The 23,544-nt window shown below is 43.0% G+C and carries 22 protein-coding genes and 2 pseudogenes; 4 read left to right on the top strand and 20 right to left on the bottom strand.

What is annotated here, in order from left to right:
- Positions 1-4 precede the first annotated feature (4 nt).
- From QM870_RS01900 to xseA, 5 genes are read right to left on the bottom strand one after another with little or no spacing between them, the layout of a single operon-like run.
- Complete coding sequence (locus tag QM870_RS01900) at positions 5-439, bottom strand: arginine repressor (RefSeq protein ID WP_003006022.1); 435 nt, start codon at positions 437-439, stop codon at positions 5-7.
- Positions 429-1,247, bottom strand: a complete 819-nt coding sequence (locus QM870_RS01895) for a TlyA family RNA methyltransferase (protein ID WP_414368356.1) — start codon at positions 1,245-1,247, stop codon at positions 429-431. The genes QM870_RS01900 and QM870_RS01895 overlap by 11 nt, the downstream gene beginning before the upstream one ends.
- The gene (locus QM870_RS01890) at positions 1,240-2,115 is read right to left on the bottom strand and encodes a polyprenyl synthetase family protein (protein ID WP_129299590.1); all 876 of its coding nucleotides are present in this window, start codon (positions 2,113-2,115) and stop codon (positions 1,240-1,242) included. Before QM870_RS01890 ends, QM870_RS01895 begins: the two co-directional genes overlap by 8 nt.
- Complete coding sequence (locus QM870_RS01885; RefSeq protein WP_003006013.1) at positions 2,112-2,324, bottom strand: exodeoxyribonuclease VII small subunit; 213 nt, start codon at positions 2,322-2,324, stop codon at positions 2,112-2,114. Before QM870_RS01885 ends, QM870_RS01890 begins: the two co-directional genes overlap by 4 nt.
- A complete protein-coding gene (gene xseA, locus QM870_RS01880; protein WP_129299591.1) occupies positions 2,302-3,642 on the bottom strand; it encodes an exodeoxyribonuclease VII large subunit in 1,341 nt (446 codons plus the stop codon). The genes QM870_RS01885 and xseA overlap by 23 nt, the downstream gene beginning before the upstream one ends.
- Positions 3,643-3,860: 218 nt before the next feature.
- On the opposite strand from xseA, the pseudogene QM870_RS01875 reads away from it, so the two are divergent.
- Positions 3,861-4,004, top strand: a pseudogene (locus QM870_RS01875) (2-hydroxycarboxylate transporter family protein); the annotation flags it as partial.
- Between the two features lie 57 nt (positions 4,005-4,061).
- Here the strand turns inward: QM870_RS01875 and QM870_RS01870 are convergent.
- The 5 genes from QM870_RS01870 to QM870_RS01850 all read right to left on the bottom strand — a co-directional run bounded on the left by QM870_RS01870 (position 4,062) and on the right by QM870_RS01850 (position 8,491).
- Positions 4,062-5,516 carry a glycoside hydrolase family 32 protein gene (locus tag QM870_RS01870; protein WP_414368352.1) on the bottom strand — a complete coding sequence of 485 codons (1,455 nt, stop codon included), beginning with the start codon at positions 5,514-5,516 and terminating at the stop codon, positions 4,062-4,064.
- Positions 5,517-5,525: 9 nt separating this feature from the next.
- Positions 5,526-6,401: an NAD(P)H-hydrate dehydratase gene (locus QM870_RS01865; protein ID WP_049506978.1), complete on the bottom strand. Its 876-nt coding sequence runs from the start codon at positions 6,399-6,401 to the stop codon at positions 5,526-5,528.
- Positions 6,402-6,453: 52 nt separating this feature from the next.
- Positions 6,454-7,227 carry an HAD-IIB family hydrolase gene (locus QM870_RS01860; protein ID WP_414368349.1) on the bottom strand — a complete coding sequence of 258 codons (774 nt, stop codon included), beginning with the start codon at positions 7,225-7,227 and terminating at the stop codon, positions 6,454-6,456.
- A gap of 13 nt (positions 7,228-7,240) precedes the next feature.
- Positions 7,241-8,095, bottom strand: coding sequence for a bifunctional methylenetetrahydrofolate dehydrogenase/methenyltetrahydrofolate cyclohydrolase (locus tag QM870_RS01855; RefSeq protein WP_223141275.1), 855 nt, complete (start codon positions 8,093-8,095; stop codon positions 7,241-7,243).
- A 165-nt stretch (positions 8,096-8,260) separates the two neighbouring features.
- On the bottom strand, positions 8,261-8,491 hold the full coding sequence (locus QM870_RS01850; protein WP_003005989.1) for a DUF1797 family protein: 231 nt from the start codon (positions 8,489-8,491) through the stop codon (positions 8,261-8,263).
- Positions 8,492-8,738: 247 nt separating this feature from the next.
- On the opposite strand from QM870_RS01850, the gene QM870_RS01845 reads away from it, so the two are divergent.
- The 3 genes from QM870_RS01845 to QM870_RS01835 all read left to right on the top strand — a co-directional run bounded on the left by QM870_RS01845 (position 8,739) and on the right by QM870_RS01835 (position 12,078).
- The gene (locus QM870_RS01845; RefSeq protein ID WP_254732696.1) at positions 8,739-10,994 is read left to right on the top strand and encodes an ATP-dependent Clp protease ATP-binding subunit; all 2,256 of its coding nucleotides are present in this window, start codon (positions 8,739-8,741) and stop codon (positions 10,992-10,994) included.
- Positions 10,995-11,258: 264 nt separating this feature from the next.
- The gene (locus tag QM870_RS01840) at positions 11,259-11,708 is read left to right on the top strand and encodes an NUDIX hydrolase (RefSeq protein WP_414368346.1); all 450 of its coding nucleotides are present in this window, start codon (positions 11,259-11,261) and stop codon (positions 11,706-11,708) included.
- A 67-nt stretch (positions 11,709-11,775) separates the two neighbouring features.
- Positions 11,776-12,078, top strand: a complete 303-nt coding sequence (locus tag QM870_RS01835; protein WP_003012157.1) for a DUF1827 family protein — start codon at positions 11,776-11,778, stop codon at positions 12,076-12,078.
- A gap of 104 nt (positions 12,079-12,182) precedes the next feature.
- Here QM870_RS01835 and ileS read toward each other — a convergent pair whose 3' ends face one another.
- From ileS to QM870_RS01785, 10 genes and pseudogenes are all read right to left on the bottom strand, one after another.
- Positions 12,183-14,975 (bottom strand): isoleucine--tRNA ligase, encoded by a 2,793-nt coding sequence (ileS, locus tag QM870_RS01830; RefSeq protein ID WP_414368343.1) that lies wholly within the window; start codon positions 14,973-14,975, stop codon positions 12,183-12,185.
- A gap of 253 nt (positions 14,976-15,228) precedes the next feature.
- Complete coding sequence (locus tag QM870_RS01825) at positions 15,229-16,056, bottom strand: DivIVA domain-containing protein (protein ID WP_414368340.1); 828 nt, start codon at positions 16,054-16,056, stop codon at positions 15,229-15,231.
- A 9-nt stretch (positions 16,057-16,065) separates the two neighbouring features.
- Positions 16,066-16,857, bottom strand: a complete 792-nt coding sequence (locus tag QM870_RS01820) for a YlmH family RNA-binding protein (RefSeq protein ID WP_129824405.1) — start codon at positions 16,855-16,857, stop codon at positions 16,066-16,068.
- Positions 16,858-16,863: 6 nt separating this feature from the next.
- A pseudogene (locus QM870_RS01815) lies at positions 16,864-17,128 on the bottom strand (YggT family protein).
- 1 nt (position 17,129) lies between these two features.
- Complete coding sequence (locus QM870_RS01810; RefSeq protein WP_003005962.1) at positions 17,130-17,759, bottom strand: cell division protein SepF; 630 nt, start codon at positions 17,757-17,759, stop codon at positions 17,130-17,132.
- A 9-nt stretch (positions 17,760-17,768) separates the two neighbouring features.
- Positions 17,769-18,437, bottom strand: coding sequence for a YggS family pyridoxal phosphate-dependent enzyme (locus QM870_RS01805; protein WP_003011742.1), 669 nt, complete (start codon positions 18,435-18,437; stop codon positions 17,769-17,771).
- A 2-nt stretch (positions 18,438-18,439) separates the two neighbouring features.
- Positions 18,440-19,705, bottom strand: a complete 1,266-nt coding sequence (gene ftsZ, locus QM870_RS01800; protein WP_003005955.1) for a cell division protein FtsZ — start codon at positions 19,703-19,705, stop codon at positions 18,440-18,442.
- Between the two features lie 15 nt (positions 19,706-19,720).
- On the bottom strand, positions 19,721-21,109 hold the full coding sequence (gene ftsA, locus QM870_RS01795) for a cell division protein FtsA (protein ID WP_070450325.1): 1,389 nt from the start codon (positions 21,107-21,109) through the stop codon (positions 19,721-19,723).
- 142 nt (positions 21,110-21,251) lie between these two features.
- Positions 21,252-22,478, bottom strand: coding sequence for a cell division protein FtsQ/DivIB (locus tag QM870_RS01790; protein WP_070450322.1), 1,227 nt, complete (start codon positions 22,476-22,478; stop codon positions 21,252-21,254).
- The gene (locus QM870_RS01785) at positions 22,462-23,544 is read right to left on the bottom strand and encodes a UDP-N-acetylglucosamine--N-acetylmuramyl-(pentapeptide) pyrophosphoryl-undecaprenol N-acetylglucosamine transferase (protein WP_070450319.1); all 1,083 of its coding nucleotides are present in this window, start codon (positions 23,542-23,544) and stop codon (positions 22,462-22,464) included. Before QM870_RS01785 ends, QM870_RS01790 begins: the two co-directional genes overlap by 17 nt.

Genomic DNA, 23,544 nt, shown 5'->3' with positions numbered 1-23,544 from the left:
GCTCTTACCACCCAAAGATTGATTTGAGGATATTCTCTGCTTCAGGTGCGGAATAGGCGATCAGTAAGATCGTATCATCATCTGCAACAATACTAAAGATATGCTCCTTATAAATCTCCCGCAAGCGACGTTTGACTAAAGGCGCTGTCCCTGGAACCATGGTGAAATTGACATATTCTCCCATGCGACGATGAGACAAAATATTGCTTTCGATCATCCCGATCCCTTGGTGGTGCTTACGTGGCAATTCATAGACATAGGTCATATCTTTCAGAGGGCGTTTTACGATGCCCAATTCTTTGATATCCCGTGATACCGTCGCTTGGGTTGCTGAGATGCCTTCTTCTTTCAAATGTTCGACGATCTCTTCTTGGGTCCCCACTTCATGATCGCGAATGAAGCGGCGAATTTTTTCTAATCTGATATTCTTACTCTTCATGTTTAAATTCCTTGTGTGCCAGCTCCACAACAGCCTCCAGCTGCTCATAAGTTGGCTTTGTTTTCTCTTCTTTTTTTTCTAGATACATCAAAAATTCGATGTTGCCATGGCCTCCTTGGATAGGGGAATAATCCACTCCCATTACCGCAAAGCCATGTATCCCTGCAAATGCAGCGACCTTTTCAAGGACGGCTAAATGAATCTTAGGATCCTTAATGATCCCATTTTTCCCGATCTGTTCGCGTCCTGCCTCAAACTGAGGTTTCACCAAGGCTACGACTTGTCCATTTTCTGCCAAAATCCGGTGAAGGGCTGGCAGAATCAAGTCCAAGGAAATAAAGCTGACATCGATACTCGCAAAGCTCGGTGTCGCTTCAAAATCATCTGGCTCGGCATAGCGGAAATTGAACTGTTCCATCGAGACCACTCGAGGATCATTTCGCAATTTCCAGGCCAACTGATTGGTCCCGACATCCACCGAAAAGACCTGGCTGGCTCCGTTTTGCAGCATGACATCTGTAAAGCCACCTGTAGAAGCTCCGATATCAATGGCAATTTTACCCTCTAAAGATAAACCAAATTGGTTCAGTGCTTTTTCTAATTTAAGACCGCCCCGGCTGACATATTTGAGCTTTTCACCCTTTAATTTCAACTCGGTTGCTTCATCAATTTTTTCACCCGGTTTATCGAAGCGCTCACCATTGATAACGGCAACGACAAGACCTGCCATCACCCCTCTTTTGGCTTGTTCGCGGGTATCAAATAGGCCCTGTTTATAGGCTAATACATCCACTCTTTCCTTAGCCATCTATTCGTAATCCTTCTATTAATTTCTTGATCGCTTGCGGATCAAAGTCACAAGCAGCTGTAATCTGATCCAACAAGTCCTCGCAAGCGTCTAATTCACTTGTCAGTAAAGCTTTTGATTCTTCCAATCCCAACAGGGCTGGATAGGTCGATTTCTCAGCTACTAAGTCCTTTTGAGGAGTCTTCCCCAAAGCTTCAAAATCAGCGACCAAATCCAAAATATCATCCCGTACTTGAAAAGCCAGGCCTAATGTTTTCCCGATTTTTTCTAAGAGCTGAGCAATGTCTGCTTGCAACTCTAAAATCAAACCTGCTGCGATGAAAGGATAGGCAAGGAGGCATCCTGTCTTATTGGCATGGATGGTCTGCAACTCTGCTAGCGTGAGCTGTTTGTGCTCCCCTTCCATGTCAAGGACTTGGCCAGCTACCATTCCACGACTACCGGAAGCATCTGACAATTCAAGAATCAAAGAGACCTTGACCGCATCAGGAAGGGCACTCGCAGCAATCATTCCAAAGGGATCGAGGAAAAGTGCATCTCCTGCTAAAATCGCCAAGTCTTCTCCAAATTTCTTGTGGTTGGTCAATTGCCCCCGACGGTAATCGTCATTGTCCATGGCCGGTAGATCATCATGGATAAGGCTTCCTGTGTGGATCATCTCCAAAGCCCCTGCCACTTGAAAATGAGCCTCTGTCAACTCCTGTCCGAAGGCTTCTAACAATTCTAGAAGAAGCATTGGGCGTAGGCGTTTTCCACCTGCTTGGATCGAATAAAGGACCGACTCCACTAAATGGGGGGCGATGGATGTTTCCTCATAAAAAGAGCGAATCGCTTGCTCTACTCTATTTCGTTTTTCTTCTTGTCTCATGCTAGATCCGCTTCAGTACCATCTGCTTGCATGACCTTGACCAAGGTTTTCTCTGCTTGATCCAAGGTATCTTGCAATTCTTTTGACAACTTCATTCCTTTTTGGAATTCTGTAATCGCTTCTTCAAGAGCCACATCACCACTCTCCAATTTTTGGACGATGGCTTCCAAATCTGCTAAATTTTCTTCAAATTTCTTTTCTTTCGACATGTTTTACCTCTACTTCTAACTGGCCATCTCTCATGATGAGGGACAGCGGGTCTCCTTCTTTTACTTTCGCAACCGAATCTAGGACCTGATCGTCTTGCTTGACCATGGCATAGCCACGCGCAATAATCCGACTGGTATCGAGCATCAAGAGGGCTTCTGATAAGCCTTGGACCTTGATCTTTTGCTCTTTTAGGACTTGTTCCATTCGGTTGGTTAAGAGTCTCTTATCTTGGAGCAGGCGGTCCTGGTAGCGCTCGATGCGATGCAAAGGAGACATGGCCTCTAGACGATGACGCAGACCTTGTAGCTGATTGGCCCCTTGTCCATAAGCATCCCGCATCCCTTGTTTTAATCGCAATTGCAACTGGTCAATCTTTTGCAGGTAGCCATCATAGAGTCTTTCAGGCTGTCTAAAAATGACCGATTGACTTAATTTGGCCAAGCGTTCACGATTATAGGCCAAGCGATTGGACATAGCTGTTGCCATGCGATTTTCCTGCTTTTGTAAATGGGACAAGAGATCCAACTTAGTTACTGGGGTGGCCAATTCAGCAGCGGCTGTCGGAGTAGCGGCTCGTCGGTCTGCTACAAAATCGGCTAGAGTCGTATCTGTCTCATGTCCAACACTGGAGATAATCGGAATCCGCGATTCAAAAATGGCTCGCACCACTGCTTCTTCATTAAAGGCCCAGAGATCTTCAATTGAACCACCCCCACGACCGATAATCAAGACGTCCAAATCATCCCGTTGGTTAGCCCTTTGAATATTAGCAACCACCTCACTTGCAGCGCCTTCTCCCTGGACCTTGGTCGGGTAGAGCACGATATCCACACCAGGAAAACGACGGCTCACCGTTGTGATAATATCGCGAATCACGGCCCCACTTTGACTAGTGATGACCCCGATCTTTCTTGGGAATTGTGGTAGAGCTTGCTTCCACCGATCCTGAAAAAGCCCTTCTTCGGTCAGCTTTTTCTTGAGTTGCTCAAACTGAATAGCTAAGGCCCCTACACCATCTGGCTCCGCCTTTTCGATGACAATGGAATAACTCCCACTTGGCTCATAGAGTTGGATCCGACCAATGACATTGATTTTCATGCCTTCTTCTAGCTCAAAGCCAAAACTCTTATAGATCCCAGCCCAAACAGTCGCCTGAATCACAGCCTTTTCATCCTTTAGAGAGAAATACTGGTGGTTGGGACGTTTTCGGAAATTGGAGACCTGGCCTGTCAGATAAACCCTTTCCAAATAGGGATCCTTATCAAATTTTAATTTCAAATATTTAGTCAAACTTGATACGGATAAATAGTTGGACATAGGAACTCCTTTCTGCAGAATATGATCAAGTTTAATTATACCAAAAAACACCAAAAAAGGCTGGCAGACAAAGCGAAATCATGAATTTCCTTTCTCTACAAGCCTCATTTTATTCAAGTCACTTTCTACTGGTCTATTTTAAACCAGCTTCCCTATTTTTCACACTTCTCTAATCGTTCAATAAAGGAGCTAAGAAGTGTTTGGAGTTCCCCTTCATTAACTCTATGGGAGGAACTGGAAATATCGCCGTTCTCTCTGCATCTGATCGAATGGAAATGATCGCCTTCGCCCAAATAGCCAACCGACTAAGCGGGGCTATCATCCTCATTCTCGGAGGACTCCTCGCTTCCGTCCTATCCTAAAACAAAAAGGCAAGTCCTGCGACTTGTCTTTTTGTTCTTTAGGAGATTGTTATATACCTATTTTTGATATGTTTTTACAACTAAATCGACCCCTTCATCTGCTTTGAAGGTATAGACAGGGTTCTCAGTCGTTTCATAAAAGGTCATTGATAGAGTTTTACCATCCACGAATACTTCAATTGAGTTGGTATCTCGAAGAATCGAGAAATGAAGATCCTTTTCACCATCCAACTGAATCCATCTTGATTGAATTTCTGGGCTTTCTTTTCCAGAAATGAGGTGTCCAAATTGGTCTCGACTCAAGCTAAAGCGTTTATTGGAGGCATCGTAAATCAATTGCAAGGCACTATCAGCATCAGATTCATTCCCATAGCTTAGGATAAAGGAGCGACCTGATTTAGCACCTATCTCAAACAAGGTTTGTTTCCCTCTAGCTGGGATCGTGATTTGATTGCCCTTCACAATGGTTTCTGGCGCATTCTCTACAAGGAAGTGATCTTTCACAGACTCAGGTAATTCCTGAACCAATCTTCCGTCTCTCAAACCTAATTTTCTAGGAACCGTCATGCTTCCTGCCCACCCATGAGCTAAATCATGACTGGGGATAGACCGGTGCCACATTTGCATCCAGGCAACCATGCATCGTTCGCCATTTGACCCTTGACAAGTTTGAGGAGCATAGAAATCCAAACCGCCATCCATTTCATCATAGGAATCGATATGAAAGTGCCCTGTTTCCCAATCCATGTCACCGATAAAGGCAACCGTCGAATTTAAGTTCCAGTATTTTTCTTGCTGCCTTTCCATTTCAATGGGAGACAGGATCAAGACCCATTTGCCATCTAAAGGGAAGAAATCAGGACACTCCCACATAATCCCTTGCCCTTTTTCACCTTCTAAAAGAACAGATGTAAAGGCCCAATCTACTAGATTACTTGATGCAAATAGGAGAATTTGACCTCTGTCATCTGGCGTCTTAGAAGCAACGACAGTGTAATAGCTTCCTTGATATTCAAATACTTTAGGATCACGAAAATCTGCAATATCTGCGATCCCCTCAATATGTTGAGCATGGACCACAGGATTAGTAGGCAATTTTTCAAAGGTAATGCCATCTGTCGACACCGCAAGACACTGAGTCTCTTCTCGCTTTTCCTCATCGTCTACATGACCCGTATACAGCAAATAGAGCTTGTCATCTTTCACAATAGCACTCCCCGAGAAACAACCATCCTTATCATAGCTTTCACTTGGTGCTAAAGCTACTGGCAGTTCTTCCCAATGGAGAAGATCTTTTGATTTGGCATGCCCCCAATGCATGAGACCCCAAACACTATCATAGGGATAGAATTGGTAAAACAAATGGTATTCCCCACGGAAATAAACAAAGCCATTTGGATCGTTCATCCAGCCGATTGGAGGTAACAAATGAAATGCTCCTCTATATTGCTGGTTAACCTTCTTCCTGTTTTCATCGATATACTGATTTGCCTTCCGAATGCTTTCCTTCATCTTTTTTACCTATTTTCTATTTTCAGTGCTGGTAACCTGATCTTTGTCACTCCACTTTTTCATCCATTTTGGGATTTCTTGGCTAATGGTCGTCGGTAGAACCACATAAACCTCCTTGCTCAAGTCTTCTGCAATGGCTGAATGGAGATAGGTCGCAACCACCACACGCTCATAGAGACTGACCTGTGGGAATTGACCCGCAAATCCTGCGATCATCCCTGCCAAGGTATCCCCCATTCCACCTGTGGCTTGATAGGGACCACCAACATCTAGCTTATAGCCCTCATCTTGCCCACTTGTCCAAATGCGGGTGTGAGGCCCTTTTTCTACAATGACAGTCCCTTGAGGAAAGTTCTGTACTGCTCTTCGACTCTTGCCTTCTATCTGGCTTGCTAGATCAAGTCCCGATAGTTTTTCCCATTCTTTTTGATGAGGGGTAAAGACCAACTGAGCCTCTGGCAGGTCAAACTGAGAAGCTGCAAAAAGACTAATAGCTCCGCCATCTAATATCAAGACCTGCTGGCTAGAGACATGCTCAAAAATCATGTGTAAGATCGCTTGGCTTTCTCTTGCTTCCTTTAAGCCCGGTCCTACGAGAATCACACCGGCTTTTTGGAGCTGCTCACAAAGGAGTTCGTGATCGGCTAGATCAAAGCCCATGGCTTCAGGAAGATGGCTATGAAGGGCTGTCAGATTATCAGGATCTGTTGCGACAGTAACCAGCCCCGCTCCACTATGAACCGCAGCAAGGGCTGCCATAATAATAGCTCCTCCATAGGGGTAAGTTCCCCCAATCAAGAGCAGGCGACCAAAATCGCCCTTATAAGAATTCTCCTCTCGCTTCACAATAACACGCTGGATCTCTTCTTTCTGAACTGTTCTCATACCTTCCTCATTTCTAGTGAAAAAGGAGAAGCCACGACTCCCCCTCCATCTTTTATTTTCCTCTGAATTCTGCAAAGACTTGCAAGATCTTAGCAGCCACAGCTTGTGGTTGATTTTGTTTGGCTACCAATTGATCATCCGCATAAGGCTGAAGGGCTGGAAAATCACCAATCTGAACTGCATAAAGAGCTTTTTCAAAGAGCTCGATATCATTTTGATCATTGCCAAAAGCCACGAAATTCTCTCCACAGAGTTCTTCTACGGTTGTCGCTTTATGCGTGTCTGCTGGATTGAGATAGATGCATTTTTCATGCGCATAATATCGGATATGGGCCTTATCTGTCTTTTCGATCCGCTCGATGATCTCATCCACGAGCTCCTCATGGCCACCCATATAGATCACGACCTTAATCGGATCTGTCAACTCCTCTAAAGACCGATACTGGGCTTTCTTGAGGGGATCTACATTAGCAACAAAAGGAATCTTTTCCAAAATCTGTCCGCTATAATCAAAGATATCATCCACAAAAAATGGTAGATTGTAATGGCGACAAAAGCCAAGGACTTCCCGATACACATCCTTGTCCAATTGGTCCTCATATACCAATTGCCCCTGGCGATAGGCCAATCCACCATTTAAACCAATCACGAGTTGCTGACTCAATGGGTCCCCTAAAAGACCCAAGCAGTCCCGGTAAGAACGTGCAGAAGCAAAGGCGACTTCATGGCCAAATTCTTCTGCTCTCAATAAGACCTGTTTGATTTCATCATCGATTGTGACACCATCGAATGACAGGGTTCCATCTAAATCAAATACAAACTTCATCTTGTTCACACTTTCATTTTTTTAAGGCACGAACAGCTGCTTCGTAGGTCTGCTCCATCAGCATGGTGACGGTCATAGGCCCAACCCCTCCTGGTACCGGAGTAATATGACTGGCCAAAGGTGCAACGGATTCAAAATCGACATCCCCACACAATTTGCCATTCTCATCGCGATTCATTCCGACGTCAATAACAACGGCGCCTTCTTTCACGAAGTCTGCTGTTACAAATTTCGCACGACCGATCGCAACAACCAAGATATCTGCTCTTCTAGCAATTTTAGGCAGATGATGGGTCCGGGAATGGGTCAAGGTTACCGTCGCATTTTTGGCGAGGAGCAACTGCGCCATGGGTTTTCCAACGATATTGGAACGACCAATCACGACTGCTCGCTTCCCTTCTAGATCAATCCCGTACTCTTTGAACATCTCCATGATCCCAGCGGGAGTTGAAGGCACCATGAGAGGATTTCCAGCCCACAAGCGTCCCATATTCAATGGATGAAAGCCATCCACATCTTTTGTCGGATCAATGGCTAAAAGGACTGCATCCGCGTCGATATGCTTAGGCAGTGGCAACTGCACCAAAATCCCATGCCAAAGGGGATCTTGATTGTAGTGTTCGATCACTTCTAATAATTCAGCCTGGCTAATGCTTTCAGGAAGTCGTCTCACTTCACTCCGAAAGCCTGCCGCAATAGCAGAACGCTCTTTATTTCTTACATAGATTTTGCTAGCTGGATTATCTCCTACTACGATGACAACGAGGCCAGGCACAACTCCTGTCTCTTCTTTTAATCGTGCTGTTTTCTTCGCAATCTCACCCTGTAATTTTGTAGCGAGCGCCTTCCCATCAATGATTGTCGTCATGTCAATTCTCTTTCTAGTCAAGTAATGAAAATAGTCCTCTCTATTATAGCAGATTTCAACTCTCAAACCTAACTGTTCCTAATTAGAATTTCTTATAGACGAAAACTATAGCCAGATGGACAAAAAATGAGCTTGAGACCACCCCAAACTCATCCACACAGCTGCTTAGTAAAGCAATTCATAAATTTCCATTGCAATTAAATCAATGCTATCAAATGTATAGGTTTCACGCGCTTCAACATCACGAAGTGTAAAGGTTGAACCTTCTTCTTCATTGTGGTTGTAGGCTACTTCAGCGACAACAACACCGTCACGTTCAAAATTACGTTTCAAGTTTCCACCGTCTTTTGTCATCGTCTCCAAACGGTTGATAATCCGTACTAAATGTGATTCCATTTTATTTCTCCTCTTTACTTTCTACTCTCCTATTTTATCATAAAAGAGAAAGCTCTTCCAATAAAAATTCACATTTTTCCATTGATTTGCTCTTTCTTCAATCCTTAGCGACATTCCGTAGCAAATTCTTGCAAACTTCTAGAATACTGATATAATGAAACTATAAATCTTTGACTATTTTTGACCTTTCAAAAATAGGCTCGACTCTTGATGGAAAACCATCAAAAACCTACTGTGAGGTATGTATATGCTTTGTCAAAATTGTAAAATAAATGAATCAACCATCCATTTATATACAAATGTAAATGGACGTCAGCAGCAAGTAGACCTCTGTCAAAATTGCTATAAAATTATGAAAACAGACCCTAATAACAGCTTCTTGAAAGGCATGACCCAACGTAGCCAACTCACTGGAGATCCTTTTGAAGATTTCTTCAATAACCTTGGAAACTTCCAAAGTCCGCAAGAACCTCAAACCCCTCCAACTCAATCCGGAGGCAGTTATGGAGGTGGCGGCTACGGCCAAAACAATAACCGTGGTGGTCAAGACCCTCGTCAAGCCCGTCCTCAAAAGCCAAAAGGTCTTTTAGAAGAGTTCGGCATCAATGTCACAGAAATTGCCCGCAAAGGGGATATTGACCCTGTCATTGGCCGTGATGAGGAGATTATCCGTGTCATCGAAATTCTCAACCGTCGAACCAAGAACAACCCGGTTCTGATTGGAGAACCTGGGGTCGGAAAAACTGCCGTTGTGGAAGGCCTGGCTCAAAAAATCGTCGATGGCGACGTTCCACATAAATTGCAAGGAAAAGAAGTCATCCGCCTAGACGTCGTGAGCCTCGTTCAGGGCACAGGCATCCGTGGTCAATTCGAAGAACGCATGCAAAAATTAATGGATGAAATTCGTCAACGCGAAGATGTTATTCTGTTCATCGACGAAATCCATGAAATTGTTGGCGCAGGATCAGCCGGCGAAGGTAATATGGACGCTGGAAATATCCTCAAACCAGCCTTAGCGCGTGGAGAACTCCAATTAGTTGGGGCTACTACCCTCAATGAATACCGTATCATTGAAAAAGATGCGGCCTTGGAACGTCGGATGCAGCCCGTTAAGGTCGATGAACCAACGGTTGAAGAAACCATCACCATCCTCAAGGGCATCCAGAAAAAATACGAAGACTACCACCACGTCCACTATACAGACGGGGCCATCGAAGCGGCAGCTATTCTTTCAAACCGCTATATCCAAGATCGCTTCCTGCCAGACAAGGCCATTGATCTGTTGGATGAAGCGGGATCTAAGATGAACCTGACCCTAAACTTTGTGGATCCAAAAGTGATCGATCAGCGCTTGATTGAAGCGGAAAACCTCAAAGCTCAAGCGACGCGAGAAGAAGACTTTGAAAAAGCAGCCTACTTCCGCGATCAAATCGCGAAATACAAGGAAATGCAAGGTCAACATGTCACTGATCAGGAGACCCCTGTCATCAGTGAAAAAACGATTGAACACATCGTTGAACAAAAGACCAATATTCCTGTTGGTGATTTGAAAGAAAAAGAACAGTCTCAATTGATCAATCTGGCTTCTGATTTGAAAGCTCATGTGATTGGTCAAGACGATGCAGTAGATAAAATCGCGAAAGCCATTCGACGCAATCGTGTCGGCTTAGGATCGCCTAACCGTCCAATCGGAAGCTTCCTCTTTGTCGGACCAACTGGTGTCGGAAAGACCGAACTGTCTAAACAATTAGCGATCGAGCTCTTTGGCTCTGCAGACAATATGATCCGCTTTGATATGAGCGAATACATGGAAAAACATAGCGTAGCGAAACTAGTCGGAGCTCCTCCGGGCTATGTTGGCTACGATGAAGCTGGACAACTAACTGAAAAGGTTCGTCGCAATCCTTACTCCCTCGTGTTGTTGGATGAAGTGGAAAAAGCCCATCCAGATGTCATGCACATGTTCTTGCAAGTTTTAGATGATGGCCGTTTGACAGATGGTCAAGGCCGTACCGTCAGCTTTAAAGATACCATTATCATCATGACCTCTAATGCTGGAACCGGCAAGGCTGAGGCCAATGTTGGTTTTGGAGCTGCTCGCGAAGGTCGAACCAACTCTGTACTTGGAGAACTCGGGAACTTCTTTAGCCCTGAATTCATGAACCGTTTTGATGGCATCATTGAATTCCAACCTCTATCAAAAGAAAACCTTCTCCAAATCGTTACCCTCATGCTGGATGAAGTCAGTCAACGTCTCGCACAAAATGAGATTCATCTGGATGTGACAGAGAAGGTCAAAGAAAAATTGGTTGATCTGGGATACGATCCAAAAATGGGGGCCCGCCCACTCCGTCGTACCATCCAAGACCATATCGAAGATGCTATTACCGATTATTACCTGGAACATCCAAGTGAGAAACAACTCAAAGCCGTCATGACCAGCAATGGGAATATTAGTATCAAAGCTGTTCACAAAACGGCCGAAAAGAAGTCAGAAGCATAATCAGTAAATGTACATTCAGAGAGTGGGACAGAAATCGGTAATTCGTTAGAATTCGATTTCGTCGTCCCACCTCCGCACAGTTGAGTAGGGCTGTAAAAGCTGATGAAATCAGCGTAGTAGAGCCCACTCAACCACTGCGTCTTGCTCGACAATCCAAAAATAATTGAGAGGCTAGGACTTCTGTCCCACTCTCTTTCTTTTTTCCCTCCAGATTTTTGCTAAAAAATATGATATAATGATGAAAAAATAAGAAAAGAGAAAACCATGACCATTCCAAGTTTTGGTGAAAAAAAACAAGATGTGACCTACGTCAATCGCTATGGTGTCTACGCTGTTATTCCCAATAAGGACAAGGATCAGATCATCCTCGTTCAAGCTCCAAATGGGGCTTGGTTCTTACCAGGCGGGGAAATTGAGGTGGGTGAAGATCACTTGCAAGCTCTGAAACGGGAACTGATCGAAGAATTAGGCTTTACCGCTGTTTTAGGGCAATACTATGGCCAAGCAGATGAGTATTTCTATTCCAGTCATCGCGACACCTACTACTACAATCCTGCCTATATTTATGAAGTGGTAGACTATACAGAGGCTCAAAAACCACTGGAAGATTTTAACAATCTTGCTTGGTTTCCTGTAGATGAAGCTATTGAAAAACTCAAACGTGGCAGTCATAAATGGGGCATTGAACAGTGGAAAAATACCCACAAAAAATAAAGGAATTCTTTCACAAAAAATAAAAAAGTGCTATAATAAATGAAGATAGAGGTTAGGAGGAACTCATATGAAGCTCATTAATACCACAAATAGTCATGCTGCACTGGTCAAAAGCCAACTTGCCAGCACTGACGCCTTGCTTGTCGAGGTTTATTCCGCGGGCAATACCGATGTCGTTTTTACACAGGCCCCAACACACTATGAATTATTGATCAGTAACAAACACCGAGCTATTCGTGAAACTGAAGTAGAAAAAATTCGTGAGTTCTTTTTAAAACGTAAGATTGATCTTCAAATCATTGACCAATCCGCTATTAAAACCCTCTACTCCGATAAACTAATTGAAATTTCCTTTCCAATTACAAAGTAAGGCCAATTTGCCTTACTTTTTTTATTTCCTTAATGCATGAATCTCTACACTATTCTAGCCATTAAAAAAGAAGTTCCTTTATGGAACTTCTTTTTTAATGGCTTTTATTTAGCTTCAAATCCTTCTGCGACTGCGTCCGCAAAGTTCTCTTCGACGATGCTTGCACAGTGATCACAGATGGTTGCGTGGTAGTGACGTTCAGCCGTTGTTGGATCGATGCGACGGCAACGGTCACAAACTTCACCAGCGGCACGTTCAACTGTGAAGGCTACATCTTCAAAGGTCACTGCATCTTCTGGAGCTGGTCCTTCTGCGATCGTCAATTCAGAAACAATCAAGAGTTGAGCAACATTGCTATCAACAGCTCCAAGAAGTGTTTTCACGACTTCGTTTGGATAAACTGTCAAGTGAGCTTCAAGTGATTTACCAATCACTTTTTCATTCCGTGCTTCTTCCAAGGCCTTTTGCGCTTGACCACGGAAGTCCATGAAGGCTGACCAAGTATCCAAGATTTCTTCTTGGTTGGCAAACGTTTCTGCTTCTGGCAATTCTGACAATTGAACGAAGTCTTCTGCTTCAAACTCAAGATAGGACCAGATTTCTTCAGCAGTGTGAGGAAGAATTGGCGTCAAGAGTTTCGTGATTTTCACAAGGATATCATAGAAGACTGTTTGCATTTGACGGCGTTCGAGGGATTTAGCTCCTTCGATGTAAACAACATCCTTGGCAAAATCCAGGTAGAAGGCAGACAAATCAACGTTGATAAAGTTAACCAATGCCTTATAGATTGTCAAGAATTCGAAGTTGGCATAAGCATCACGAATTGTCTTAACAAGTTGGTTAAAGCGAATGGTCATGTACTTGTCCACTGAACGAAGCTCTTCGTAAGCAACTGCATCCTCAGCTGGATTAAAGTCAGAAGTATTAGCAATCAAGAAACGAAGCGTGTTACGAATCTTACGGTAAGTTTCAGAAACTTGACTCAAGATATCCATAGAGATACGTACATCGTTGCTAGAGTCTACACTGGTTACCCAGAGACGCAAGATTTCCGCACCAAATTGTTTTTCAACATCGCTTGGAGCAATGGTGTTTCCAAGAGATTTAGACATCTTCTCACCTTTACCATCAAGGGCAAAACCTTGTGACAAGATTTGTTTGTATGGTGCGACACCATGGTTGGCAACAGATGTGATGAGTGATGAGTTGAACCAGCCACGGTATTGGTCTGAACCTTCTAAATAGAGGTCAGCTGGGTATTTGAGCTCTGAACGGTTCACTACAACCCCATTCCATGATGAACCTGAGTCGAACCATACGTCCATGATGTCTGTTTCTTTCTTGAACTCGCCATTTGGTGAACCCGGATGGGTAAATCCTTCAGGCAAGAGGTCTTTGGCATCACGTTCCCACCAGATGATGGAACCATGTTCTTCAAAGAGTTGAGCCACATGTTCGATGGTTTCAGCTGTCATGATTGGTGTGCCATCTTCTGCGTAGAAGATTGGAAGAGGAACTCCCCAAGCACGTTGACGAGAGATAACCCAGTCACCACGGTCACGAATCATATTGTAAAGACGGACTTTCCCCCACTCTGAGTGGAACTTCACTTTTTCAATTTCATCCAAGATATCTTGACGGAATTTTGATACAGAAGCGAACCACTGTGGCACGGCACGCCAGATGATTGGTTTTTTCGTCCGCCAGTCAAATGGGTAGGAGTGAGAGATTTCTTCTTGAGCAAGGAGCAAATCGCCAAGTTTTTCGATAACTGTTGGAACAACCTTGTCATAGAACTGACCAGCAAAGTCAGGGCCAGCATTTTCCATCATGATTCCGCGTTCGTTAACAGTAACAGCAACTTCGAGGCCATTGGCAATCCCTACATTGTAGTCATCCTCACCAAAACCAGGAGCGGTATGGACGATACCAGTACCTGAATCAAGGGTTACATGCTCACCAAGGATCACCAATTCATCCACTTCAGGATCCCATGGGTGTTCTGTAACGATATGGTTCAATTCTTTTCCTTGGTAAGTCGCAAGGACTTCAGCATTTTCCCAACCGAATTTTTCAGAAAGGCTTGGCAAGAGCTCAGATGCTACGACATACTTGCGGTCAGATCCAGCAGGCTTCACTACGACATAATCAAACTCTGCACCTACTGTCAATCCACGAGAAGCTGTAACCGTAAATGGAGTTCTTGTCCAGACAACGATGTAAGTGTCTGTATCTAGGACACCCTTACCATCTTTAACTTTGTTCGCATAGTAAAGAGACGTTGATACCAAATCATGGTATTCAATCTCTGCTTCAGCGAGGGCTGATTCAGAAGACCAAGACCAGTAAACTGGCTTAGCCCCACGGTAGATATAGCCTTTATTGGCCATTTCACCAAAGACTCGGATCTGTGCTGCTTCATAGTCAGGCGTCAAGGTTACATAAGGATGATCCCAATCACCTGAAACACCTAAGCGTTTGAAGTCTTCGCGTTGTTTATCTACTTGAGAAAGCGCATATTCACGGCAGAGTTTCAAATACTCAACCAAGTCCATTTCTTTACGTTTCACGCCTTGTTTGGCCAAGACTTGCTCAATTGGCAAACCATGAGTATCCCAACCTGGAATATAAGGGGCGTAAAATCCTGACATAGACTTAGAACGAACAATGATATCTTTTGAGATCTTGTTCATGGCATGCCCTACGTGAATATTTCCGTTGGCATAGGGAGGGCCATCATGAAGGGTAAAATGCGGTTTTCCTTCATTCAACTCTTGACGGCGTTGATACAATTTTGCATCTTCCCATTCTTTTTGCCAAACTGGTTCTTTCGTTGGAAGCCCAGCCCGCATTGGAAAAGCTGTTTTCCCAAGATTCAATGTTTCTTTAAGTTTCATTGTGTCTCCTTATTGATTTAAAAAGCTATAAAAAAACACGAGCATCCTAAAAAGGACGATTGCTCGTGGTACCACCTTTGTTCGAGAAGTCGCAAACGACTTTCTCCTCTCATCCCGTAACGAGGGAAACGTCCGTTCTTACTCAATGGTTCAGAACGAATACTGTAAAAGGATCATCCATTAAGAGGGAGTGCAGATCTTCCACCATCATCTGCTCGCTAGACCTATCATTAATGGACCTGTTTTTACAAAATTATAAAATATTGACAGATTCACGATTTGCATCATCTTCAGGTTGAATAGTTTCTTCAACCTCAACAACTTCTTCATTTTCATGACGAGCGTGCTCTGCTTCTTCTAAAGCGGATTGAACTTTTTCATTCAAACCTTCAAACGCTTGTGTTGCACCCAATTCTAAATTAGCAGCTTCGATGCGTTTTTGCAATTCTTCGATTTCAGCTGGAGAGAATTGACGAGTCAAATCAATGTTATCATCTTCTGCATGATGATGGTGAACAGATTCACCCAAAGCTTTCTCAACAATTTCACGGAAAGCTTCATCACTTGTTTGAATATACATAGCTGTTGGGCGAAGAATTTCATCCCATTCAGGCGTATCGATAATGCTCAATTGGCTTTCGATGGTTGATTTCAAACGTTGATGGAAGACGCGTGTCTTGTTCTTCAACTCCTCTGTTTCAACGGCAACCTTCTTGGCGTTATCCGTTGCATGACGAAGGATTTCATTTGCTTTTTGTTTTGCTTCATCTACTAAATGTTGTGCATCTTGTTCAGCTTGACGAACAATATTTTCAGAACGTTCGTTAGCTGCTTGTTTTACACGTTCAGCAGTATCTTGTGCAATCAAAACAGACTGACTCAATGAATCTTTCATTTCATCAAAATAGTTTAAGCGTTCTTCAAGAGCATGAATTTTTGCTTCTTGATCATGATTTAAACGAACAAGATCTTCATAATCGCGAACAACGATATCTAGAAATTCTTCTACTTCGTTCGCATCATATCCTCTAAATTTAACGCCAAAAGTTTTATCTTTAATTTCTAAAGCAGTAAGAGCCATAACTCCTCCTCATTTTTTACTTAAGAGTACTTCAACAGTTACTTTATATTTTCCACTCTTTGAAATACCATTTTCAGAAACAATTTTAAGACGCCCAAAGCGTCGGACACTGACTAAATCATTCAGACCTACAGCATAGCTAACATTGGAAGTAGTCGCATAGTTAACTTTCACTAGACCAGAACTAATCAACTGACTAGCTTGTGAGCGCGAAAGCTTGAAGGTCCCAGCAATCACCTTATCTAACCGATAACTCGACACGAGAATATCTCGCTGCTGGCTTTCTTCCTCTACGATCATTTGTTCAGAGAGAGGAACTTCCCTCAGCTTAACAGGTACCCGAGAAATTTTCTGGATGTGATCCATGAAATAGTGAACAAAACGCTGTTCAACAAATACTTGGATCTTTCCATCACTCGTCAGAATATCTCCAAAGGACTTGCGCTCCACACCTAATTGGTGAACAATGGTCCCCAGTACCTGAGAATGGGTCAAGTGATGAAATTTTGAAGCATAGACCATTTCCAATAAGGCCAGATCAAAGTCACTTGGATCCAATTGGTAATAATCCGGAGCAACAATAACCTTGGCATACTCCATTTTCTGCTCATCACTGGAAGCAAAGACCTGTAATTGGTAGCTTGCCGCGACATTTCGTAAAATAGTGACCTGATGAGGGTTTAAAAAACCCGTCACCTCAACAGAATAGCGTTCCACCACTCTTTCAGACAATTCAATACAGCGATCAATGAATTCGTGATCTTCGCGATTGAAATGTTGATAAATCTCTGTCTGTCCCATCGTATTCTATCCAATCAAAAATAGGAACAAGCGGGCTAATAACTGATTCATCAAGTTCAAGACCAAAAGTGCTACAAGAACCGTAAAATCCAAGCCCCAAAACTGTAATGGTAACTTTCTAAAAAAGGCTCAAAAATGGTTCAACTAGGCGGTGAACCATTTGTCCAAGAGTACTCTGAGGTGCCCCAGGGAACCAAGATAGTAAGGCATAGATGACAAGAATGATGGAATAGATTTGAATGATATTTGATAAGTATTGAAAGATAACCATCTTAACGATTACGTTTCATATCATAGTCAAATTCTGTCACTTCCACATCATTTGGAAGGCGGATATCTTCAATGTTAACGACTACATTAATTGGAGTCAACAAGTACATGGTACTTGCAACACGACGAAGATTTCCTGCTAAAACATAACGAGCCCCATCCAAATAATCTAAACAACGACGTGCTTGTACTTCAGTCATATATTGGAAGTCAATCAAGATACTCTCATTAGATAGTAATAGATCAACAATTTCAGTCGCTTCCTCGTATTTGCGGGGATAGCGTACATCAATGGTAATCTTTTCATCTGTATTCGCACGATTAGCAGCCAATTCACGTTGACGTTCATGCAGGCGAGTAATATTTTCAGATGTATTTTTCGTTGTTGAAACAGGTTCCTTCACTGCCGCTGTAGACACTGGAGTCGTAACAGGTGCGACAGGAGTCGGTTTTGGTTTTACTGGTTCTCTTTGACTAATCTGTGGACGTGGAGAAGTCACTTGAGGAGTCGGCTGTGGCTGTGGAACTGGTTGTGTTTCCGCCCCAGCTGCTTTTGCCTCGCGAACTTCTACTTCTTCACCGTCTTCTGTGAAGTAGTCAATAAAGTTGTTAAATTTATCTTTTAATGACATAGTTCTTTCCTATTTAAAAAATGATGTCCCAATTCTTACATAAGTCGCTCCGTTCGCAATGGCTACTTCAAAGTCACGACTCATACCCATACTTAGTTCTGAAAAAGGCATATTTTTTAATTGTTTCTTTTCTAGTTGTTTCTGAAGTTGGTGAGTTTTTGAAAAAATATCCTGCAACTCTTCTTGACTAGCCTCAAAAGGAGCCATCGTCATTAAACCAACAATTTCAATTTTGTCCAGCTGTGCGATTTCCGCTAAAACATCATCCAGTTCATCGGGTGCAAATCCATGCTTACTTTCTTCACCAGAAATGTTCACTTGGAGGAAACACTTGATCGGGTGTTCTGCTCGCTTTTGAATTTCTTGAGCCAGCTTCACCGAATCCAAGGCATGAAAGTAATCGACGAGATTAATCACGTCTTTTACTTTCCGCCGTTGGAGGCTCCCAATCAAGTGCCAAGTGAGGTCATACTCTTTTAGAGCTTGATACTTTTCTAGGAATTTATCGACACGATTTTCACCGATATGTTGGATACCTGTTTTCACCAGTGCTTCTGTTGTGGCAACATCCACATACTTGGTAACAGCTATCACATTAACTTGATCTTGACGGTTAGCTTTGTTTCTTGCTGTTTCTACTTGTTGCCGAACAAGATCAGCATTCTCTACCAGATTCATGATTAACGATTCCGGAAGAATGGTGGTGTTTCCAATTCATCATCATCTGAAGATGAATCTACGTAACGATCAACTTGATGTGTTGATGTTGGTTCAGTTTGGCGAACGATATTCTCACGACGAATATCCCAATCACCAAAGGCTGAGCCACGGTTTGGTTCTACCGCTGGACGACTTGGAGTTGTTGGCAATTCAACATCTTGTTTCAAATCAAATTCACGGTCAAATGGTGCAGCTTGTGGGCGTTGTTCACGTGGTCCTGTTTTATAAGGACGTTGTGAGGAAGCAATTCCGCTAACGCGTTCTACCTTGTCTTGACGGACACCAGTTGCAACAACCGTCACGCGGATTTCATCTTTAAGAGATTCATCAATAGATGTACCCAACCAGATGTTCACTCCGTGACCTGCAGCTTGGTTCACAATTTCTGAAGCTTCTTCAGCTTCGATCAATGTCATATCCAAACCACCTGTTACGTTGACGATCACGTCTTCTGCACCATCAATTGTAGTTTCAAGAAGTGGAGAGTAAATGGCTTTACGAGCCGCTTCGATAACGCGTTCTTCACCGCTACCAACACCAATACCCATGAGGGCATTTCCTTTGTTTTCCATAACAGTCTTCACGTCTGCAAAGTCAAGGTTGATCAATCCAGGACTTGTGATCAAGTCAGTGATCCCTTGAACACCTTGACGAAGAACGTTATCTGCTTCACTCAAAGCTTCAAGAAGTGGTGTCTTCTTGTCTACAATTTCAAGCAAGTTGTTATTAGAAATAATCAACAAGGTATCTACATGTTCGCGAAGTTCGTTGATCCCTTCAATAGCGAAGTTGCCACGTTTTGAACCTTCAAACCCGAATGGACGAGTGACAACGGCTACTGTCAAAGCACCTACTGCTTTTGCAATACGAGCGATGACTGGTGCAGCACCTGTACCAGATCCTCCACCCATCCCTGCAGTGATGAAGACCATGTCTGCACCTTGCAAAGCTTCTGTTAACACTTCTTCGCTTTCTTCAGCTGCCTTACGACCAACTTCAGGTTGACCTCCAGCACCCAATCCACGAGTCAATTTTGGACCCAATTGGATAACTGTTTCAGCTTTTGCACTTGAAAGTGCTTGAACATCTGTATTAGCTGCGATGAATTCTACACCGGCAACGCCTTCGTCAATCATACGATTGATGGCGTTACCGCCACCGCCACCGACACCGATTACTTTAATTACTGCACCTTGTGCCGCTGCTGTGTCAAATGAAAATGTCATAAATACTTACACTCCTTAATCAAACATATTACCGATCAAATTTTTCATTCGGTCTGTGAATGTAGTTTTTGGTTCTTGTTTGCTATCATTGCTTGCTGCTGGAATTTCTTGAGTATCCACTGGAGATTCAATCTTCTCAGCATTGTATGCAGGTACTACCGGTTGTGCTGGAGCAGCAGGTTGTGGTTGTACTTGTGGTTGCACTGGACGATCAAATTGAATCGGTTGTTGACGCAAGACTTCGTCTCCATGAACCGCAGCTTGAGCAATAATATCCACATCTGTCAAATTGCCTGCATATTCAGACAAGCTAATTACATGGGCAAAAGCTGGATTGCGAATTCCAATTTGATTTGGAACAAACAATTTCACATTTACACCAAAGACTTCTTGAGCCAATTCTTCAACACCAGGAAGGATCGCTCCTCCACCGATAATCACAATACCACCAGGAAGATCCAACAGATGTCTTCTCTCAAGGTCTTGTTTGATTTGCTCAAAGATGTGTTTGATACGTGCTGAAATGATTTCAGCTAAGTACTTCTCAGTCACTTCAACTGGCTCTACTTCACCGATGACTTCTACATGGAAGACTTCGTTTCCAGCAGATGGCACATAGGCTTCACCATAGTTGAACTTCAAGCCTTCTGCCAATTTTTGAGAAGTTTTCAATACTTTAGAAATATCTTTGGTAACATAATCGCCACCTTCTTGGTAGATATTTGTAAATTGAAGTTCTTGGCTACGAACAGATGCCACCGTTGTTTGGCCACCACCCATATCGATCACCGTTGCTCCGAATTCACGTTCGCCTTCATTCAAGACTGTTTTGATCATCGCAAGCGGTGAAATGATGATGTTTTCAACTTGTAAGCCTGCACGTTCGACTGTTTTACGCAAATTGTGCAAGATTGTACGAGGTCCTGTATAAAGAAGGCCACGCATTTCAAGTCGGATCCCCATCATTCCACGTGGATCGCGGATTCCTTGGAAACCATCAACTGTGAATTCCTCAGGAATGAAGGTGATTACTTCACGATCCGGTGTCATACTTTTTGTGAGTGCAGATTTGACAACATTCTCAACATCTGCATCTGTGATTTCTTTCGAATCACTTGTGACTGGAATCATTCCTTGAGTTGCTTCGATTTGTAGTAAGTTTGCAGGCAACCCAACATTGACTAGATTGATTGAAATCCCTGCTTTTTCTTCAGCTTGGCTGATTGCAGTTTTAATTGCATTTGAAGCAGCTTCGATATCTACTATAATTCCATCTTTGACGCCAGCACTTTTTGCATTGCTGACTCCAATTACATTCATTTCTCCATTGACATGTTCTGCCACCAATACTTTTATTGAACTAGTACCGATATCTAAACCTGTAAAAAAGCCGTCTCTAGCCATTACACCAGTCCTCTCTCTTTATTTGTTTTCACTTTACATCTATTTATAGCCCTTTTAGTTGGAACTATCCAAACTTCATTATATCACAAAGAAGCCTAAAATGGACATTTTTTCTTCAATTATTTGAGATAATTTATGGGCTTTACTCATTCCCAGAAGAATTTTCTCCTTCTGGATTCTGTTCTTGATTCTGTTCTTGGCTTGCTTCCTCAGAATGTTCTTCTTGCTTTTCTGTACTTTCAGCCTTTTCTTTTTCAGCTTGCTCTTTGGCATCTGCGATGGATTGTTCACTATAGCTGAAAACTCCAGCCTCCATATCGATAGTCGAATCATCATCTAATTGCTTACTAATGGCTTTATAATAAGGAAGCTTGCGGGTAATTTGGGAAACAGGCACCAAGATTTTATTATCGTTTTTCATGGTGATGGTCACCAGATCCTTGGTGACCTTGCTCGGTGTCAGATCAACCGAAACAATTTTATCCGTAATGGAAGAAGAAATGGATTTCATTTCTTGGACAAATTGTCTAACCAATTCTCGATCTGAGAATTTTAAGCTAATATAGGAGGACGGCAATTCCGAAGCTGGAGTTACTGTCTCAACGACTTCTCCATTTTCCAATACTGGATAGTGGTCTTCTCCGGTCACATAATAGGCAACCACTTTGTGTTCCACGATATTGACTTTAAAGGTCACCGGGAATTGATAATGCATGTGAACCTCTTTGATCCATGGACTAGCCGTTTTCATATTTTGTTCATAGACCGATTTATGAAGGAAGGTCGTCAGAGTATAATCTTCTTCTTTGATGCGACTTTTTTCATACAAAAGTTGCTGATCAACCGCTTTATTCCCTGAAAATTCAATCACTTTCTGTGTGGACAAGGGGCTTAAAAAGTAGATTGAGAGAAGGGCGACAATAGAGCTGATTCCGATAACCGGAAGGGCACGATAGATATGGCATTTTGCCACTGTCGGTTCCTTCTTTGGTTTTTTCGTCTTTAAGCCTTTAAAAAATGAAGGCTTTTTCTCTTGCTTCTCTGAAGGATCTAGCTCCTCTATAGCTGGATCATCCTTTTCTCCTTCTGAACTTTCTCCATCTGCTTCTGGATCCTCTTCGACCTCAGATTCATTTTCCTCTTCAGACTCTTCTATTTCTTCTTCAGATTCTTCCTCTGAGACGGAAGCTGTTTCTTTTTCTGAAAGGTCTTCGTCTGCTTTTGCTTCTTCGCTTTCAGTTTCCTCTGTTTCAGCTTCTTCCGCTTTTTCAAGCGCTTTTTTTTCTAAATATTCTTTGTTTCTTTTTTGCCAGGCTGACAATTCTGTAATTTTGTCATCCGTTGGCGTTTTTTTATTGTCGTCCGTCATCTTTTCCCTTACTGATATCTTTTTGAAGCAGGCCATAAAAATCGTCTAGTGAAAGGAGTTCTGTCGATTTTTCCATTGCTTGGTGGTAGACTTGGCTTTGCTTCAACATTTCTTGAATGGTTTCATTAAAGGTTTCGAGCGTCAATTGATCTTCCTGCAATTGCTCTGCATAACCTTTATCCACAAAATATTGGGCATTTTCAATCTGATCGCCACGGCTGGCTTCTTTTCCTAGCGGTACAATCAAATGGAGTTTGTTCATAGCTAAGAGCTCAAATAAGGTATTGGCTCCACCTCTAGTCACCACTAAATCAGCCTTCTGGAGCATGGGTAAATACTGATCGGTTACATAATCCACTCGATACAAGCCACCCTCAGCCTGATTCAATGTTGAATCACCCGTCAAATTGATGATATTGTAGTGCTGCAAGAGCTCTGCTTGATGCTCTGTCACAAATTCATTAAAGACACGCGCACCGGCTGATCCTCCGACAAAGAGAAGGGTCGGCAAGTCTTTTTGAAATCCTTGTGTTTTTTCTTCTAATTCTTCAGAAGTTGTCGGAATATGATCTGTGACCTTGGTTACCGCACCGATATGCGCACTCTTTGTTAAACCATGAGCTTGCTCAAAAGTCGTGTACATCTTGGTAGCGAATTTATAAGCAATTTTATTGGCCAATCCCATCGAGAGATCCGACTCATGGATATAGACAGGGACACGCGTGAGTCTAGCTGCGATCACCGGCGGCACAGAGACAAATCCCCCTTTTGAGAAGAGAACTTGTGGGCGCACACGAAGCAGGATTGCAATGGACTGGAGCGTTCCCCAAGCCACCTTGAACACATCCATCATATTTTGGAAAGAGAAATAACGGCGCAATTTCCCCGTTGCAATTGAATGGAAGCGTACGTCTAGGCCAGACTTTTTGATCTCTTGGTATTCGATTCCTTTTTTGTCCCCAATATAATGAACTTCCCATCCATCTTCGATAAATTTTGGAATCAAGAGGAGATTAAGGGTCACATGTCCCACGGTTCCCCCACCAGTAAACATTATTTTTTTCAT

Source organism: Streptococcus parasanguinis (assembly GCF_047463195.1).
Taxonomy (GTDB): domain Bacteria; phylum Bacillota; class Bacilli; order Lactobacillales; family Streptococcaceae; genus Streptococcus; species Streptococcus parasanguinis_R.
The sequence above is the reverse complement of the archived record's forward strand: the minus strand, read 5'-3'. Positions and strand labels throughout refer to the sequence as shown.

What these genes read in the sequence shown, in the direction of transcription:
- QM870_RS01900 (WP_003006022.1), bottom strand. Translation starts at nt 439, where the DNA reads ATGAAGAGTAAGAATATCAGATTAGAAAAAATTCGCCGCTTCATTCGC.
- QM870_RS01895 (WP_414368356.1), bottom strand. Translation starts at nt 1,247, where the DNA reads ATGGCTAAGGAAAGAGTGGATGTATTAGCCTATAAACAGGGCCTATTT.
- QM870_RS01890 (WP_129299590.1), bottom strand. Translation starts at nt 2,115, where the DNA reads ATGAGACAAGAAGAAAAACGAAATAGAGTAGAGCAAGCGATTCGCTCT.
- QM870_RS01885 (WP_003006013.1), bottom strand. Translation starts at nt 2,324, where the DNA reads ATGTCGAAAGAAAAGAAATTTGAAGAAAATTTAGCAGATTTGGAAGCC.
- xseA (WP_129299591.1), bottom strand. Translation starts at nt 3,642, where the DNA reads ATGTCCAACTATTTATCCGTATCAAGTTTGACTAAATATTTGAAATTA.
- QM870_RS01870 (WP_414368352.1), bottom strand. Translation starts at nt 5,516, where the DNA reads ATGAAGGAAAGCATTCGGAAGGCAAATCAGTATATCGATGAAAACAGG.
- QM870_RS01865 (WP_049506978.1), bottom strand. Translation starts at nt 6,401, where the DNA reads ATGAGAACAGTTCAGAAAGAAGAGATCCAGCGTGTTATTGTGAAGCGA.
- QM870_RS01860 (WP_414368349.1), bottom strand. Translation starts at nt 7,227, where the DNA reads ATGAAGTTTGTATTTGATTTAGATGGAACCCTGTCATTCGATGGTGTC.
- QM870_RS01855 (WP_223141275.1), bottom strand. Translation starts at nt 8,095, where the DNA reads ATGACGACAATCATTGATGGGAAGGCGCTCGCTACAAAATTACAGGGT.
- QM870_RS01850 (WP_003005989.1), bottom strand. Translation starts at nt 8,491, where the DNA reads ATGGAATCACATTTAGTACGGATTATCAACCGTTTGGAGACGATGACA.
- QM870_RS01845 (WP_254732696.1), top strand. Translation starts at nt 8,739, where the DNA reads ATGCTTTGTCAAAATTGTAAAATAAATGAATCAACCATCCATTTATAT.
- QM870_RS01840 (WP_414368346.1), top strand. Translation starts at nt 11,259, where the DNA reads ATGACCATTCCAAGTTTTGGTGAAAAAAAACAAGATGTGACCTACGTC.
- QM870_RS01835 (WP_003012157.1), top strand. Translation starts at nt 11,776, where the DNA reads ATGAAGCTCATTAATACCACAAATAGTCATGCTGCACTGGTCAAAAGC.
- ileS (WP_414368343.1), bottom strand. Translation starts at nt 14,975, where the DNA reads ATGAAACTTAAAGAAACATTGAATCTTGGGAAAACAGCTTTTCCAATG.
- QM870_RS01825 (WP_414368340.1), bottom strand. Translation starts at nt 16,056, where the DNA reads ATGGCTCTTACTGCTTTAGAAATTAAAGATAAAACTTTTGGCGTTAAA.
- QM870_RS01820 (WP_129824405.1), bottom strand. Translation starts at nt 16,857, where the DNA reads ATGGGACAGACAGAGATTTATCAACATTTCAATCGCGAAGATCACGAA.
- QM870_RS01810 (WP_003005962.1), bottom strand. Translation starts at nt 17,759, where the DNA reads ATGTCATTAAAAGATAAATTTAACAACTTTATTGACTACTTCACAGAA.
- QM870_RS01805 (WP_003011742.1), bottom strand. Translation starts at nt 18,437, where the DNA reads ATGAATCTGGTAGAGAATGCTGATCTTGTTCGGCAACAAGTAGAAACA.
- ftsZ (WP_003005955.1), bottom strand. Translation starts at nt 19,705, where the DNA reads ATGACATTTTCATTTGACACAGCAGCGGCACAAGGTGCAGTAATTAAA.
- ftsA (WP_070450325.1), bottom strand. Translation starts at nt 21,109, where the DNA reads ATGGCTAGAGACGGCTTTTTTACAGGTTTAGATATCGGTACTAGTTCA.
- QM870_RS01790 (WP_070450322.1), bottom strand. Translation starts at nt 22,478, where the DNA reads ATGACGGACGACAATAAAAAAACGCCAACGGATGACAAAATTACAGAA.
- QM870_RS01785 (WP_070450319.1), bottom strand. Translation starts at nt 23,544, where the DNA reads ATGAAAAAAATAATGTTTACTGGTGGGGGAACCGTGGGACATGTGACC.